The 16,882-nt window shown below is 39.2% G+C and carries 16 protein-coding genes; 9 read left to right on the top strand and 7 right to left on the bottom strand.

Annotated elements, in window-relative coordinates:
* Nucleotides 1-168: 168 nt before the first annotated feature.
* Nucleotides 169-1,011, top strand: a complete 843-nt coding sequence (locus V7O67_RS04985; RefSeq protein ID WP_342305919.1) for a class I SAM-dependent methyltransferase — start codon at nucleotides 169-171, stop codon at nucleotides 1,009-1,011.
* A 14-nt stretch (nucleotides 1,012-1,025) separates the two neighbouring features.
* Here V7O67_RS04985 and V7O67_RS04980 read toward each other — a convergent pair whose 3' ends face one another.
* Genes V7O67_RS04980 through V7O67_RS04970 form a run of 3 tightly spaced genes read right to left on the bottom strand, consistent with a single transcriptional unit; the run spans nucleotide 1,026 to nucleotide 3,250 of the window.
* Entirely contained in the window at nucleotides 1,026-1,559 is a 534-nt protein-coding gene (locus tag V7O67_RS04980; RefSeq protein ID WP_342305920.1) for a shikimate kinase, read from the bottom strand.
* A 36-nt stretch (nucleotides 1,560-1,595) separates the two neighbouring features.
* Entirely contained in the window at nucleotides 1,596-2,957 is a 1,362-nt protein-coding gene (locus tag V7O67_RS04975; RefSeq protein WP_406671100.1) for a PFL family protein, read from the bottom strand.
* A gap of 14 nt (nucleotides 2,958-2,971) precedes the next feature.
* The gene (locus V7O67_RS04970) at nucleotides 2,972-3,250 is read right to left on the bottom strand and encodes an ACT domain-containing protein (protein ID WP_406671098.1); all 279 of its coding nucleotides are present in this window, start codon (nucleotides 3,248-3,250) and stop codon (nucleotides 2,972-2,974) included.
* Between the two features lie 439 nt (nucleotides 3,251-3,689).
* Here V7O67_RS04970 and V7O67_RS04965 point away from each other — a divergent pair, with 439 nt between their 5' ends.
* The 7 genes from V7O67_RS04965 to tnpC (V7O67_RS04935) all read left to right on the top strand — a co-directional run bounded on the left by V7O67_RS04965 (nucleotide 3,690) and on the right by tnpC (V7O67_RS04935) (nucleotide 8,114).
* Nucleotides 3,690-3,896 (top strand): DUF5371 family protein, encoded by a 207-nt coding sequence (locus V7O67_RS04965; protein WP_406656604.1) that lies wholly within the window; start codon nucleotides 3,690-3,692, stop codon nucleotides 3,894-3,896.
* A 26-nt stretch (nucleotides 3,897-3,922) separates the two neighbouring features.
* Nucleotides 3,923-4,414, top strand: a complete 492-nt coding sequence (locus V7O67_RS04960; protein ID WP_406671096.1) for a type IV pilin — start codon at nucleotides 3,923-3,925, stop codon at nucleotides 4,412-4,414.
* A 202-nt stretch (nucleotides 4,415-4,616) separates the two neighbouring features.
* The gene (locus V7O67_RS04955) at nucleotides 4,617-4,796 is read left to right on the top strand and encodes a hypothetical protein (protein WP_342305923.1); all 180 of its coding nucleotides are present in this window, start codon (nucleotides 4,617-4,619) and stop codon (nucleotides 4,794-4,796) included.
* A 250-nt stretch (nucleotides 4,797-5,046) separates the two neighbouring features.
* The gene (locus V7O67_RS04950; RefSeq protein WP_406671094.1) at nucleotides 5,047-5,169 is read left to right on the top strand and encodes a hypothetical protein; all 123 of its coding nucleotides are present in this window, start codon (nucleotides 5,047-5,049) and stop codon (nucleotides 5,167-5,169) included.
* A 132-nt stretch (nucleotides 5,170-5,301) separates the two neighbouring features.
* On the top strand, nucleotides 5,302-5,844 hold the full coding sequence (locus tag V7O67_RS04945; protein WP_342305924.1) for a hypothetical protein: 543 nt from the start codon (nucleotides 5,302-5,304) through the stop codon (nucleotides 5,842-5,844).
* Nucleotides 5,845-6,111: 267 nt separating this feature from the next.
* On the top strand, nucleotides 6,112-6,462 hold the full coding sequence (locus tag V7O67_RS04940) for a DUF4870 domain-containing protein (protein ID WP_342305925.1): 351 nt from the start codon (nucleotides 6,112-6,114) through the stop codon (nucleotides 6,460-6,462).
* A gap of 203 nt (nucleotides 6,463-6,665) precedes the next feature.
* Nucleotides 6,666-8,114: an IS66 family transposase gene (tnpC, locus tag V7O67_RS04935; protein ID WP_406671410.1), complete on the top strand. Its 1,449-nt coding sequence runs from the start codon at nucleotides 6,666-6,668 to the stop codon at nucleotides 8,112-8,114.
* A 261-nt stretch (nucleotides 8,115-8,375) separates the two neighbouring features.
* Here the strand turns inward: tnpC (V7O67_RS04935) and V7O67_RS04930 are convergent, their stop codons facing one another.
* Nucleotides 8,376-11,273, bottom strand: coding sequence for a FlaD/FlaE family flagellar protein (locus tag V7O67_RS04930; protein ID WP_342305926.1), 2,898 nt, complete (start codon nucleotides 11,271-11,273; stop codon nucleotides 8,376-8,378).
* Nucleotides 11,274-11,698: 425 nt separating this feature from the next.
* Between V7O67_RS04930 and tnpC (V7O67_RS04925) the strand changes: the two genes are divergently transcribed.
* Nucleotides 11,699-13,147 (top strand): IS66 family transposase, encoded by a 1,449-nt coding sequence (gene tnpC, locus V7O67_RS04925; RefSeq protein ID WP_406671409.1) that lies wholly within the window; start codon nucleotides 11,699-11,701, stop codon nucleotides 13,145-13,147.
* 176 nt (nucleotides 13,148-13,323) lie between these two features.
* On the opposite strand, the gene thiI is transcribed toward tnpC (V7O67_RS04925), so the two are convergent.
* From thiI to V7O67_RS04910, 3 genes are all read right to left on the bottom strand, one after another.
* Complete coding sequence (thiI, locus tag V7O67_RS04920; RefSeq protein WP_406671092.1) at nucleotides 13,324-14,499, bottom strand: tRNA uracil 4-sulfurtransferase ThiI; 1,176 nt, start codon at nucleotides 14,497-14,499, stop codon at nucleotides 13,324-13,326.
* 77 nt (nucleotides 14,500-14,576) lie between these two features.
* Entirely contained in the window at nucleotides 14,577-14,879 is a 303-nt protein-coding gene (locus V7O67_RS04915) for an acylphosphatase (protein ID WP_342305928.1), read from the bottom strand.
* Nucleotides 14,880-14,902: 23 nt separating this feature from the next.
* Nucleotides 14,903-16,813 carry a threonine--tRNA ligase gene (locus V7O67_RS04910; RefSeq protein ID WP_406671090.1) on the bottom strand — a complete coding sequence of 637 codons (1,911 nt, stop codon included), beginning with the start codon at nucleotides 16,811-16,813 and terminating at the stop codon, nucleotides 14,903-14,905.
* Between the last annotated feature and the right edge of the window lie 69 nt (nucleotides 16,814-16,882).

The following is a 16,882-nucleotide window of genomic DNA, read 5'->3' as shown; positions in this document are numbered from 1 at the left end:
TTTGCTCACTAACAACCTAAGAATCAAAAAAGCAATCAATGGCAACAATCAAAATTAATGATCCTAATAAAATGTAGGTCTCAACTTTTTGTCAAGATTGCTATTGATAGTGTTTTTATCAGGCTGAATAGTTACAAATAAATTAACAAAAAATAAAAGAGAATCATCATGGACTATAATAGTATAGATTGGAGCGATGTCTGGATAGAGCAAATGGAAAGACATCTTGAAAGCGGGAACAAAAAGAAAGCTTCAATATGGGAAGATAAAGAGAGTGCTAAAAGGTTCTGGGAAATGTCACAGAAAGATAACCAGAAGCGAGCCAGAGAAACTCTCAAAAGCCTCCATATCACCCCGCAATCCAGAGTACTCGATATCGGAGCGGGACCAGGAACACTCGCAATTCCCATTTCAGAAAATGTGAAACACGTAACAGCTATTGAGCCTTCAAAAGGTATGATAGAAGTCATGGAAGAGAACATATCCGATTATGGACGTGATAATATATCCATTGTCAAAAAGAGATGGGAAGACATTGATGTTGAAAATGACCTCGATGAACCTTATGATATAATTCTTGCATCATTCTCCCTTAGTATGCCCGACATCCGCAAAGCAATTGAGGATATGCAGGCAGCAGCTTCAGGATATATCTACCTATACTGGTTTGCCGGTGATACATCATGGGACATGCATTCAAAAGAAATATGGCCCCAACTGCACGGAAAGGAATATCACTGCACACCTAAATGCGATATTATCTATAACTTACTGTACCAAATGGGAATCTACCCCAATATGGAAACCTTCACACTTGGACGCACTGAAATATACGCAGACATGGATGAAGCAATAGATGATTTGGCAAATCACTTCTCACTAACAACAGAAAAACAGCGTGAAATACTCGAACAATATCTGGAAGAGAATCTCAGAAAGGAGAATGGCAATTACATTTATGATGCACGTTCCACAAGGGTGAAAATGTGGTGGAACACACGGGATGAGTGATATTCATCTGGCTTTCATCTGATATTTGTATCATTATCTGCATCATTTTCTGGCAAGACTTTTGCCATTATCTTTTTTGCAACGTCCACTAATTTATCTTTTCTGCCAACTTCAATAACGTGATCTGCAAATGACCTGTAAAGGACAGTCCTTTCACCATACAAACCACTCAATCCTTTTTCTTTCAGACCTACTACGCCCCTTGTAGCAAGATTGGACAGCCTCATTACAATGGTACCAAAGGGAACATCCAGATACACGACAACTGACCTTGACTTTAGAAATTGCATTGCTTTTTCAGAATAAACGACACTTCCACCTGTTGCAATGATGCAATTGTCCTTCAGATCAAGTCCAAGTATACTTTGCTCTTCTGCCCTTATAAGAGCCATATCACCCAGATCATTGACAATGTTCTGCAGACCTGTACCTGATCCACCTATCACAAGTTTATCTGTATCGATAAACTCATAATCCAGAAGAGATGCAAGCTTCTGTCCTGCCGAACTCTTGCCTGCACCAGGCATACCTATCAGAGTGATTATCATGTGAACGTCTCATGTACTTATTAAAGGGTTGGGGATTCAATTTGTAAGTGACTGTATAGGAGCAGGTATTCGACCACCTCTTGAGATGAACTGCTCTGAACTGAACTTATGTACCGGCATAACCGGAGCAGTTCCAAGAAGACCGCCAAACTCGATCATATCTCCTACTTTTGTCCCTGGTGCAGGTATTACCCTTACAGCAGTTGTTTTCTTGTTGATCATTCCAATAGCCATTTCATCTGCAATGATAGCGGATATAGTTGGTGCAGGTGTATCACCAGGAACTGCAATCATGTCCAGACCCACCGAGCATACGCTGGTCATTGCCTCCAGCTTATCAAGACTGAGTGAACCTCTTCTGACCGCCCTGATCATACCTTCATCCTCACTAACAGGAATGAAGGCACCGCTCAGGCCTCCAACGGACGAGGAAGCCATTGCACCTCCCTTCTTCACTGCATCATTCAATAGGGCCAATGCAGCAGTAGTGCCGTGGGTACCGCAACTCTCCAGACCCATTGCCTCAAGTATCGCAGCAACACTGTCACCTATAGCAGGAGTAGGAGCAAGAGACAGGTCAAGCACGCCGAATTTAGCATCCAGGCGCTTAGCGACCTCTTTCCCAATGATTTCACCCATGCGGGTTATCTTGAAAGCCGTTTTCTTGATACATTCAGATATGTCACCAAGTGAAGGGTCTTCCAATGCTCTTACTGCCGAGTTAACCACACCAGGACCACTCACACCTACATTGATAGTACACTCCGGCTCGCCTATTCCATGAAATGCACCTGCCATGAAGGGATTATCATCAGGAGCGTTTGCAAAAACCACAAGTTTTGCACAGCCTATGCCCCCTTCCTCACAGGTTAACTGTGCTGTTTCCCTGATAATCTTTCCCATGAGTGCCACAGCATCCATATTTATTCCGGCTTTGGTTGTTGCCACATTGATTGACGAGCATACCTTCTTTGTTCCCGAAAGTGCAGCAGGAATAGAGTTGATAAGCTTCAGATCGCCAGATGTCATGCCCTTCTGAACAAGAGCACTGAATCCTCCAATGAAATCCACCCCTACATCCTCTGCAGCTTTGTCAAGTGTCCGGGCTACCGAGGTCAGGTCCGAAACATTACAGCTTTCTGCAACAACTGCAATAGGAGTAACTGAGATTCTTTTATTGGTAATAGGAATTCCATAGAGGCTTTGCACTTCATCTGTGGTTTTCACAAGGTCACGTGCGTATGTGGTGATTTTGTTATAGATATTCTCGTTAAGGATATCTATGTCAGGGTTGCTGCAGTCGCGCAAACTGATACCCATTGTCACGGTCCTGATATCAAGATTCTCATTGGACACCATTTTGATAGTTTCAAGAATCTCTTCCGGATGAATAATCACTGAAAAATCCCCCTTCAGATCCTGTGCATGAAACGAAAAGTATCTTCATGCTGAACCTTTGCTTCGACACCAAGTTCACGACCTGTCTCAGACATGGCTTTCTGGAAGGACACAAGGTCAAAGTTCTCCTCTTTTACTTCCGCAAGCATAATCATCGTAAACAGGTCTTCCATGATGGTCTGGCTGATATCTACAATATTAACGTTGAAATCCGCCATCACCCGGCTAACGTCTGCAACAATACCAACTTTATCGATACCAATGACTGTTATTATGAAACGACTAGATGACATGAATGTTCCTTCTTTGAATAATTTTTAAGAGGCTACCAGATAGCATAATAGACAGGATGCTATTTTGACTTTGCTAATGAAATACTCTGTTAAAAAGATGTCCTTAAACAGGCTCAAATAAAAATACCTTTGCTACCAACAGAATCATTTAAGGTTAAAGAAAAACAAAATCATTCTGATGGACTAACCACATCTATATGAATAATATATATGAAACCAATGAAAAGTATGAATATTTTGATTTATTTTATACGAATAAATTCACAAACTGAATATATTAGTATAAATATATAATAACATACGCAAAAGAAAGGGCCTTAACAAACCTAATTGAACATAGGCAACAAAGTTTATATATAAATTTCATTATTATTATAATGATGATGATTGAGCAGCAGTGCTCATCAAATGATTCAAAGTCGAACACTCAGGCGAAACAATGGTGAAAATTGTACATGCACAAACCGTACTCACAGAGGATGAATTGGCGGCCCTTAAGAAGAAATGCAATGAGTCGTCTACAAAAGAAGCTTTGAGTATAGCGGTGCAACATTATCTCGAGTGCGAATATACCGACCTCGACGATAAAATGTGGACAAAGAAACTTGAAAAAGTTGTCCAGAAAAAAAAGCAAAAGAAAGTGTAGACTTTTGAATGAGAGAGGAACAGAACATGAGTAAAGCAAACCAATTCCTTAAGGAAGAAGATGCAGTATCCCCGGTCATCGGCGTTATCCTGATGGTCGCAATCACTGTCATCCTTGCTGCAGTTATAGCAGCATTCGTATTCGGCATGGGACCACCAGAACAGGCGCCACAGGCAAGTCTGAGATCAAGCGCTGACAACATCGACAGCGGCATCACAGGCATTAAGCTTGAGCATCAAGGTGGAGACGCTGTTGTTATATCAGATTCAAGAACAAAGCTTACACTTGATGGCACAGCTGTAACGATTCTACTTGATGACACTAATCAATCATTTGATGCTGGAGAAGTAATGTATGTGACAAAAGATGACAATGGATTCTACATTGACAACTTTAAGAATACATCATCAAGTTTCACAAATCAGTCAAATATCGTCACAGCAGGTGAAACGGCCAACCTCAAGATAATTGATGTGACCAGCCAGCAACTTATTACTGACATGGATGTCAGGTTCTAAACACATATTTAATGACGCATCTTGCGTCACTTTTTTCTTCTTTTGCACTCCGATTATTTTAGGTAAATATATATAGTTTCCAGATACACACATTCTTGTAAATAATTATATTCAGGAAGTACCATATTTAATTATGAATATTTATTAAAGAATTCCTGAAATGTCATTAAGGACATGATATACATTTATAAGGAGAATTATTATGAGTAAAACTAAAATTGGAGTCAATGAGAACATAGCTGGAGTTATAGCCTACATTCTTGGGTGGATTACAGGCCTCATTTTATTATTTGTAGAAAAGGAAAATAAATTCGTACGTTTCCATGCAGCTCAGTCTACTGTATTGTCTGCTGGATTGTTTATTTGTAACTATTCAGCCTGATAAAAACACTATCAATAGCAATCTTGACAAAAAGTTGAGACCTACATTTTATTAGGATCATTAATTTTGATTGTTGCCATTGATTGCTTTTTTGATTCTTAGGTTGTTAGTGAGCAAACATCTCCGTTTTGATTAAATCAGTATCAATAGGCTAATTGTGGTAGGCTGAATAGTTACGTTTATTTTAAATATTGTTCTTGGTTTTCTTGATGGCATAGCATATATTGGATTTATTTTTTCATTAATATCAATGCTTGTGGCATTACTATACTTTGTACTATGGATATTCCTTATGTATAAAGCCTTTAAGGGCGAGATGTACAGACTGCCAGTAATTGCAGACTATGCTGACAAATTGGAAGCAATGTTCTGAGATCTGCAATTAAACTTTGATAAAATTGTATAATGTTTGCTGACCAGTCCGGTCTGCAAACCTATTTTAGATAAGTATATATACATTCCAGATACATAACTTCTTTGTTAATAATTATATTCAGGAAGTGGTATGTTGGATTATGAAGTAGCTTTAAAGAACTCCTGGAATGTTGTGAAAGATAACCTCGTAACATTTATAGTTGGTTTATTGATAGCCGCTTTAGGCTCAATATTGATAGTTACCATTGCACCTCTTGCCTATGGATTTACTTCCATGGCAGTAAAGGGAGCAAGGGGAGAAACAATAGAGATCAGTGATGTATTTGCAGGTTTCAACAAGGATGATTTTATCAGAAGCTGGGTATATATGCTGATCTACTTAGTCATTGCCGGAATACTTGGACAGATCGCATCCATACTCTCAACGATAGTAGGAATACTTTTCATGTTCGCACTGCCTTTACTCGTAATAAAAGGATATGGTGGCATTGAAGCAATAACAGAGAGTATTGAAATTATCAAAGCTAATCCTGTTGAAAGCTTAGTAGTATATGCCATAACGCTTGTCTTTTTTGTAATCGGAATGATTCTTCTGGGATTCGGTGTGCTTATTACAGGACCTATTGCTACAGTATTCCTTGCAAATGCAACATTTGAGCTTGCAGAGAATTGAGTAAAATAAAAATATCAAAATGCTGTAAGCATTCGTTTACAGCTATTTATTTTATTAATCAATCATTAGATAAGTTCAAATCACAAAATTGCAGAATTTTTTCAATGATATGAATTACATAAATGATTTTAGATGGGTTTTAATAGTACCTTGGTACAAAGTGCTTAAAAATTATATTTAAATATGTCGTTGTTCTTCTTATTGTGATTTTAGCTCAATGAAAAAGAAACTAATGACAACATATACAGATCTATAAGGAGAATTATTATGAGTGAAACTAAATTAGGTGTAAGTGAAAACATAGCTGGAGTAATAGCCTATCTTTTTGGCTTAATTTCCGGTATACTTTTATTAGTTATTGAAAAAGACAACAAATTTGTACGTTTCCATGCAGCTCAGTCCACAGTCCTGAGCATAGCCATAATTATATTTTCAATTGTAATTATGATGGTCGGTTGGATACCAATTATTGGATGGTTAATTGCACTTTTGTCGATATTTGTGTACCTGGCTATATTCGTGCTATGGATATTCCTCATGTACAAAGCATTTACTGGTGAAATGTACAGGCTACCAATACTGGCAAATTATGCTGACAAATTGGAAGCAATGTTCTAAACAAAAATTACAACTTTAAAAAATAATAAAATGTTTCTGGCCAAACTGGCCTCAAACATCTATTTTATTAAAAAAAGATTGGTAACTATTCAGCCTGACTGTTTTAATGATGCAAAAAACAATATACTATGGCTTCATTCTATGTGTTAAAAAATATTCAGTAAAATATCATAAAAAACGTCTATCAATCTGAGGGGATTTGTATAGACCGCGAAGAAATACTTGCAGTTTATGAAGCTGGTCCAGAAGCAGTAGTAGAACTTGTAACTCGATTACTTGGGATAATTGAACATCAATCTCTCCAAATTGCACAACTTGAAGAGCGTGTCAGGCATTTGGAAGAAATGCTTGAAAAGAATAGTCGCAACAGTAGCAAACCACCTTCTACTGATTCTTATGCACGGAATAAACCAACCGTTAAAAGTCAAAGAAAAAAGACCAATAAGCATGTAGGTGGTCAAAACGGTCATCCTGGTACTACATTAAGAATAAATGATGATCCGGATGAAGTTATTGTTCATCCTGTTAATCAATGCGTCAATTGTGGGAGATCGTTAGCTTCTGTTCCCTCTGACTATGAAAGAAGACAGGTCTTTGACATTCCTCCTATAACTATCAATTGCATTGAACATCGTTGCGAGATTAAAACATGTCCCAAATGTTCTCATGTAAACAAAGCTCTTTTTCCAGATGGTGTAACTCAGCCGACTCAATACGGTCATCGAGTTAAGTCATTTGCAGTTTATTTGCACACTTACCAATTACTTCCTTATCAGCGTGTTACCAAGTTGTTCTCTGATATTTTGGGATGCAAGATAAGTCCTGCTACTTTGGTGAACACGGAACGTAGTTGTTTTGAGAAGCTTGGAGCTTTTGAAAATACAGTGAAACATCTCCTGAAAGAATCTCCTGTCATCAATCTGGATGAAACAGGAATGAGAATAAATGCAGTTCGTAATTGGCTTCATGTGGCAGGTACAGACAAACTGACCTATTATTTTGCACATCGCAAAAGGGGCTCAGAAGCAATGGATGCTATGGGCATATTACCAGGTTACACTGGTGTTGCAACACATGATTTTTGGAAACCGTACAACAAATATGAATGTCAACATTCATTATGTAATGCACATTTATTACGAGAGTTAACTGGAGCTTCCGAAAACAGGGATCAACAGTGGCCAAAGATAATGAGTGATCTCTTGATATGCATTAAACATCATGTTGATAATGATCTTTTAGATACTGAGCTAATTCAAAGGTTCAGTGAGGATTATGATCACATAACTTGTTTAGGAGTGAATGAAAATCCTCCTGATCCGGAATCAAATGTGCGGTCTAAAAAACGAGGACGTAAGAAGCAGACCACGGTAAAGAATTTGCTGGATAGGTTTATTGGCCATAAAGAGGATATCTTGCGATTTATGTACGACCAAAACGTTCCGTTTGATAACAATCAGGCTGAAAGAGATATCAGAATGACGAAAGTACAGCAGAAGATATCAGGTACTTTCCGCAGTGAACAGGGTGCAAAAAATTTCTGCCGTATAAGAGGATACGTGTCTACTGTTAATAAGAATTCTGAATCTGTTATCGATGCAATTAGTGCAATATTTTATGGCAATTCATTTGTTCCAAAGTTGCAGAATTGATCGTGGATGAAGAAATCAGCTTGGTGGAAGTGAGCTAGGCTGAATAGTTACAAAGATTGTAACTATTCAGCCTGATAAAAACGCTATCAATAACAATCTTGACAAAAAGTTGAAACGTAAATTTCATTAGGATCATTTATTTTGATTGTTGCTATTGATTGCTTTTTTGATTGTTAGATTGTTAGTGAGCAGACATCTCTATTTCGATGAAATCAGTACCAATAGGCAAATCGTGCCAGGCTGAATAGTTACAAAAGATTTTCATATTCCGTATATTTCAGATCCCTTTTTAACCTTCTCAATGTCTCGTTCGATGACAGAAAGCCTGTTCTTATCAACTTTCATACCTGCAAGGCTCTCGATGAACCAGATTGATTTAACATGATCATCAGGTGTGAGCTTCCAGTCAGGTTTTTCCATATAGAAATCAATTCCATCGGCATAGTGGAGCAATTCCATTCTCACTTTTTCAGTTATCCATCCAAGCTCCTCATAGTATGAGAGTATGTCAGGAAGGTTATTGCGACCGACAAGTTCCATCAAAAACTCGAGCCACTCCATACAGAGTTTCATATTGCCTGAATTTTTGATTATGTTAGAAAGGTGGACATTTTGCCCGAATCCCTTGTAACTCCTCGCGCCAAGTTTTTTCAATTCACTTTCCACATACTCTGTAGTAGAATTGATCTTTTCAAGCATTGCAGCATTCTTCTGCTCAGATTTCTGCCTGAACTCCTGGAACTCAGAAGAGATATTACCCATATTATCGATCAATGAAGATATCGACCTTGAAAATTCCATTGAAGTTGATTTTGCATCGTCACTCGATTTTTCCATGGAAGTTATACTTGAAGCAATTGTATCCAGCTTACCTGAAACTTCATCGATACGGGAAAATTTTGATTCATTTTCCTGTAAGGATTCATGCAATTGAGCAAGAAGTGCAGTATAAGAATTCACAAGTCCGGAAATATCATCCTCCATCCGGGACAGATCAGAACTAACAGACGAATTGCCAGATTCTATTGCAACAAGAGTTGATTCAAAATCACTAAGCTTCTGAGCAACTATTCCAATATTAGATTCAAGTTCACCGACTTTCCCATTGTCCTGAGACAGAATCTCTTCATTAGCTTTTACAAGAGAAGATAAGGTCATATCCATACCTGAAAATTTACTTGAAAAGGTTTCTACTTCAGCACGGATAGAGCTAACTTGTAAACCCATGTCCCCAATATTGTCTTTTAAAATGTTGATATCGTTTTCTATCTCACCATACCTCTCATCTGCAACCTTCATACCATTTGGTTCTACTGAAAAAACCTCTGGTTGCGATTCAATTCCAAAAGAAGGAACATTAGGCTCAATATGAGAAACTAATTTCTCAATAGACAATACAGGTTCATCCTGATGCCTTACAATTTCATCTGCTATGACCATCTCAGGGTTACTATCCGGCAGTATCACCGAATCAGGAAAAACATCATTACCTACATCATTATCCACACCACTGACTACGAAATCAACAACCGGTGTGAATTTTACAAGCTCAGAATCAACACCTAAAAACCCAGGATCATCAGCCGGAACTGTGCCCAGAACATTATCAGAGGAAACAACTTCATCAATGGAATATTTATCATCCATTTCCATAATCGGATCATCTATGGGAGTTATTTTCCTGATATTCTCAACTGGTGCACGCCCCACTTCAACCTCAAAAGGATTTACCTGCGCATTATCCGTTGCTTTCTTTAAAGGTTCTGCAGGCGAAGAAAAGGAAGTAGCAGGAGAGGAAATGAAAGGATTGACGGAACTAACTGATTCATTTTCAAATGGTGACTGAGGTGAGGATGGATCATCAGGACCATTATAATAAGACTCATCTGATGTTGTATCTCCCTTCATATCCTCCATTCTTTCAATAAGACTCTTCCCTTTTGTCAGGTTTTTAATAAACCCTCTGGCAACTACAGATATTTCTTCAATGTTTTTCTTAAATGCAGCTACATTAACAGGGGACTTAGTTGATCCCTTCATGCCAGAATTATCATTTGGAGAAAATTGTTCATTACTGTGTAAATGTTCGCCAAATGGATTGGCCCCTATAATGGGACTGCCACCAAATGGGCTGGCTTCAACAATAGAAGTAGGTTCAAATGGATTTACACTAGCTACATGACCACCATCGAATGGATTGGAAACGGCTGCAGGGCTACCACCAAAAGGAGGAGATTCAGCAACAGGACTAGGGTCGAATGGATTGGAAACAACTGAAGGACTACCACCTAAAGGAGGAGAGTCAGTAGCCGGAGTAGGTTCAAATGGGTTGGAAACAGCGGCAGGACTACCACCAAAAGGAGGAGAGTTAACAACCGGAGTAGGTTCAAATGGGTTGGAAACAGCAGTAGGACTACCAGCAAAAGGAGGAGAGTTAACAACCGGAGTAGGATCGAATGGATTGGAAGCAACTGCAGGATTGGCACCATTAGCAAGAGCAGTAGCAAATTGATCAGGAACAGCCAAATTTCCATCGGATGGTACTAATGAGGGAAAAGAAGGAGGAGCATTTTGTTCAGACTCCTGTAAATTTGGCACCGATGTCTCAAGACCCTCTAAATGCTCTGTGCTGGTATTTTCAGGAGTGAATAGCTCAAATAGTGGAGGAGGAGAGCGCTTGTTATCAAAATCACGTGAATTAGCAGCAGTAGCCACAGAATGATCTGTATTCATGCCGGAAAGCTCAGGATTAAACAACGATTTAGAAATATCAGAAGCAATATTTTCTTTTTCATCTGATATGCCAGAAATGTTGGGAGTGTTCATGAATGGAGGTAAAGCAGATGGTAAAGAAATATTTTCTAAATTTAATTTTGTACCCTCACTCTTAATTTGGCCCAAAGCAGATAAATCGGGTAAATCTCCAAATGGAGTACTTGCCTCTGGAATCAAACCTGCCCCTACATCAGAAATGGGCTCATGAACCTCGATTTTTGCCTCTTCCATTGGAATATCAGCAAAAGCACTTGCTAATATATCAGGAATTTGTGGAGTTGAGCTCTTTTTTTTCTCAGAAACATCTGGTGACATCTCTACCTCATCAACTACAGATGACATAATCTCTGCTATTTTTTTATTCTCCCAGGGAAGTTCACTCATATAAACCAACTATTGATCAAAAAGTATTATTATAATCTCACGAATATTATATGCGCGATATTTATATAAAAGTTGCTCTTGACAGAAATAATATTATTAAAATGTAACTCTTTGATCCAATAACAAAAGAGTCTCAAAAAGAGTTTAGGCGAACGGGAATGATTGAGGGAATGGACGAGAGATGAAGAATGAAATTTGTGCTTAATTTAATTTGCTTTGAGTTTGTACGCCTTAAATGTGCATTGTTGATAATTATATATAAACAGTTTGTATTATTTCAAGCAGAATAATATATATTAAAATGTAACTATTCAGCCTAACTGTTTTAATGATGCAAAAAACAATATACTATGGCTTCATTCTATGTGTTAAAAAATATTCAGTAAAATATCATAAAAAACGTCTATCAATCTGAGGGGATTTGTATAGACCGCGAAGAAATACTTGCAGTTTATGAAGCTGGTCCAGAAGCAGTAGTAGAACTTGTAACTCGATTACTTGGGATAATTGAACATCAATCTCTCCAAATTGCACAACTTGAAGAGCGTGTCAGGCATTTGGAAGAAATGCTTGAAAAGAATAGTCGCAACAGTAGCAAACCACCTTCTACTGATTCTTATGCACGGAATAAACCAACCGTTAAAAGTCAAAGAAAAAAGACCAATAAGCATGTAGGTGGTCAAAACGGTCATCCTGGTACTACATTAAGAATAAATGATGATCCGGATGAAGTTATTGTTCATCCTGTTAATCAATGCGTCAATTGTGGGAGATCGTTAGCTTCTGTTCCCTCTGACTATGAAAGAAGACAGGTCTTTGACATTCCTCCTATAACTATCAATTGCATTGAACATCGTTGCGAGATTAAAACATGTCCCAAATGTTCTCATGTAAACAAAGCTCTTTTTCCAGATGGTGTAACTCAGCCGACTCAATACGGTCATCGAGTTAAGTCATTTGCAGTTTATTTGCACACTTACCAATTACTTCCTTATCAGCGTGTTACCAAGTTGTTCTCTGATATTTTGGGATGCAAGATAAGTCCTGCTACTTTGGTGAACACGGAACGTAGTTGTTTTGAGAAGCTTGGAGCTTTTGAAAATACAGTGAAACATCTCCTGAAAGAATCTCCTGTCATCAATCTGGATGAAACAGGAATGAGAATAAATGCAGTTCGTAATTGGCTTCATGTGGCAGGTACAGACAAACTGACCTATTATTTTGCACATCGCAAAAGGGGCTCAGAAGCAATGGATGCTATGGGCATATTACCAGGTTACACTGGTGTTGCAACACATGATTTTTGGAAACCGTACAACAAATATGAATGTCAACATTCATTATGTAATGCACATTTATTACGAGAGTTAACTGGAGCTTCCGAAAACAGGGATCAACAGTGGCCAAAGATAATGAGTGATCTCTTGATATGCATTAAACATCATGTTGATAATGATCTTTTAGATACTGAGCTAATTCAAAGGTTCAGTGAGGATTATGATCACATAACTTGTTTAGGAGTGAATGAAAATCCTCCTGATCCGGAATCAAATGTGCGGTCTAAAAAACGAGGACGTAAGAAGCAGACCACGGTAAAGAATTTGCTGGATAGGTTTATTGGCCATAAAGAGGATATCTTGCGATTTATGTACGACCAAAACGTTCCGTTTGATAACAATCAGGCTGAAAGAGATATCAGAATGACGAAAGTACAGCAGAAGATATCAGGTACTTTCCGCAGTAAACAGGGTGCAAAAAATTTCTGCCGTATAAGAGGATACGTGTCTACTGTTAATAAGAATTCTGAATCTGTTATCGATGCAATTAGTGCAATATTTTATGGCAATTCATTTGTTCCAAAGTTGCAGAATTAATCGTGGATGAAGAAATCAGCTTGGTGGAAGTGAGCTAGGCTGAATAGTTACATTAAAATTACAATGAAACCGATAGCATCTACCATAACATAGAAATGAAATATAATAAAAAAATATAAACTTTTAAATGTATAACTATGCAAATTAATAGCATACAAATAAAGGTCAAACCCGTGTCAAATTTCTAAATTCGTAACTCTGGCATTTTCCATAGATTTTTTAACAAGTTCATCAATATCAATTTTTTCCTCTTCCATAAGAAGAGAGTCAAAACCAGCTTTTACCTCAGGGTACATTGGAACTGCTGCACAACTTCCTGCAGGCTGGATGGATATGTCAAAAGTACCTATTCTTTTAGCAATGTCAATGATCTCATTTTTATCAAGACCTATCAGTGGATGGTAGAGCGGAGCACAGATCCCATAAGTCTCAGCATACATATTAGCCGCAGTCTGGGAAGCTACCTGTCCGAGAGATGAACCTGTAACTATGCCGGAGGCATTTTCTGTCTTCATGATCTCAAATGCTATCCGGTACATTGTACGCTTACATAGAAGACATGTTTTGTTCCTGGAACACTTGTCTATAAAAATCCCGAGATTAGAACCGTTTGGAACCTCATATACCTTGAACGGATGACTTGGACACCATTCCTGAAGCGCTTTTATGCAATCCATTGTGCGCTTATGAGCAGGGTCTTCATTGTAGGGAGAATTATTACAATAAACATGCACTATTTCCACGCCTCTTTTCATCAAAAGCCAGGTCGCAACCGGAGAATCAATTCCACCTGATACAAGGGAAATCATCTTCCCCTGAGTACCAATAGGTAATCCACCAACACCCTGCACTATTTCCGTAAATACATATGCATGATTCTGGCGCATTTCCACAAATACTTCCCTGGAAGGATTTGTCAGATCAACCGAAGGTGTAATGCCTTTTGATTCGAGCATACTCCATACTGCATCGCCGCATCCCATCCCAATATCACGTGACGAAAAACTATGGTTTCCCGTACGTCTGGCCCTGATTGCAAATGACTGGCCTTCAATAACAAAACTATCAGCAAGTTTTGCACACAATGCACCTGCAGACTCAATGGTAGCATCAGCCACCTGTGCAAAAGAAGCAGAGACAACTCCGAAAACATCCGCTGCTGCCTTTGCAGCTCGCGTATCATCAGTTTCAATGAAAATTCTTCCCCATTCGCGCATTATGCGGGAATACGGGATACCGCGATGTTCCAGCATTGCTTCGATATTGCTCATCAATATTTTTTCATACCAGTTTCTAACACCGGTGCTCTTTAGTGCCAGTTCACCATACCTGACAATGATTATGTTTCCCATTAATAAAGAATCAGTAATAGGACTATTAAAGTTAATCGGAGAAAGTCATCTCAAAATAAGAAGACAGTAGATTGACCTTACCTTTTAATATCGAAATCTGAATATTCTGAAGAAAATGAAGACCATGATATGTCCAAATCATCAACTCTGGCTAAAGCCGGACCTATATCCAAATAATTTATCAATTTTTGAATAGAGGGGGTTTTCCCCTCAGCAAAAACCTTGACCCTGCCATCTGGCAGATTCTGTGCAAAACCTGTAAGACCAAGTTTTTTGGCATTTTCCATGGTGAATTTACGGAAATAAACACCCTGAACTTTCCCTTTAACAAGTATGATTGCAGAGGAAAATTCCTCTGCGTAGGATTTGTCGTCCTGCATACCCATTTATTTGTATGAAAGGCTTATATGAATTTTGGCCTCTTACTAAGCATTTTTGCAAGACATAGTCCTTTATATGGCATCCCTTCAATTTCTGACTGAACCCTGGCATTGAGTTCTTCAGCAGTCATTTCAACTTTCTTCGGTTTATTGGGTTGTGATTCGGATCTGACAGTTACATTGATGTTGCCGGTCTCGACTTCCTTGTCACCCACAACAACAACATATGGAACCCATTCACGTCCTGCCTCACGGACCTTCTTACCAACTGTGTCCTCACGGTCATCGATATCAACACGGCAATCGAGCTGTTCCGCAACCTGCAATGCAAAATCCATATGCTTATCGGAAATAGGGATAACTCTTACCTGAGTAGGAGACAGCCAAAGAGGAAGTATTGGTACTCCACCATTTTCAGCCTTCATAGCCTCCTTCTCAAGCAAGCCATAGATACAACGCTCAATGGCCCCGCTTGGGGAACAGTGAAGTATCACCGGTCTCTTTGCAGTTCCATCAGTATCAATATAATTGATATCATACCTTTCGGCGTTTTCCACATCAATCTGAACAGTTGAAAGGGCACTTGCTTTTGCAAGAGCATCCACGAAGTTAAACTCGAACTTGAGGACGAAATAGAAGAACCTGGTATCCCACATCTCTACAAGCACCGGTTTGTCAACGGTTTTCGCGAGATTTGTGATGAAATCCCTGTTCTCATTATAGAAATCCCTGGTGAACCTTATAGCCACCTCGAAGTCATCGACCTTAATGCCTACTTTATCAAGAAGCCCAATACACATATTGTACTGAGAATCAAACTGTGCCACCGCCTGTTCCATATCAGTACAAAGACTGTGCATATCCGGCATTGTAAATGCACGCAGACGCCTGAGACCCACGAGCTCACCACGTTGTTCCTTGCGGAAACTGTAGCGAGTCATCTCGATCATCTTCATTGGCAGATTCTTGTAGGAAATGGTCATGTCATGATTCATGAGGAACTGGCCGAAACATGCAGCGAACCTCAGGAACATGTTCCTTTTGTCAGATTCTATGGAATACTGGCGTGCAGGGAACCTGTCGAGGTACTTTTTCAGCGTTGGGTGCTCCATATCATACATCAGAGGAGTCTCGACCTCCATAGCCCCTACTTTATAGGACTCATCCAGAACATAGCCCTCCAGCAATGATTTGATCAGCCTGCCTTTTGGATAATAGCGCATATTACCTGAATCCGAGCCAGGCTCATAGTCAGCTATCTCGAGCCTGCGCATGAGCTCCACGTGCGGAGGTGCCCTTTCCACTGCTCTCTGCTTTGATATTTCATAGTTGACAAACTTCTGCAGGTTCTCATGCCCTGTGAAATCAAAACTAGTTGCGTCGTGCAGAGTGCCATCCGGTGTAAGGACGTGCCAGTATGACTTAGCAGTACTCTCAGCTTTGAGAGCTTCGGAGACTACTTCTTCCTTCACAGATGCAAGACAGGAGGAGGTTTCGGACCCTGGTACCGCTTCATCCGGCACTATTGAGCGGGAAAGTTCGGACAGCGGATGTCCTTTACAGCTTATTTTGAAAGCTTTGTACCATCCAAAAGGCGCCCTCTTAACATTAAATTCTCCTGAGAGTTCCTTTTCCACAGCTTTGAGAACAGAGACAGCAACTTTCGGAGAGGAAAGATCAGAGCTCAGGTGCGCATATGGATAAACCATTATATTCTCTGCTTTAACCTGTGCAGCCACACCTTTGATTTCAGCTATAGCCTTACTTATTACCTCATCTGTTGCGGATTCGTCGGCCTTCTCGACTGCGATAAAAGCTGTCAAAGCCTCATCAAGTCTTCCAGACTTGAACGACTCCTCTATTTTTTCTGCAACGGGGGTACTTTTTTTAACTTCGTATTCGATGTAATCGGAATGAATTAACAGCAATTGCATGAGTTCACCTTTCAGATAAATGCTAACTAAAATCAGGCCATTCCATATTAACCTTTTTCAAGCACCATT

The sequence above is a fragment of the Methanolobus sp. ZRKC4 genome (genome assembly GCF_045291305.1).
Classification (GTDB): Archaea; Halobacteriota; Methanosarcinia; order Methanosarcinales; family Methanosarcinaceae; genus Methanolobus.
This window is presented reverse-complemented; position numbering and strand designations above follow the sequence as displayed.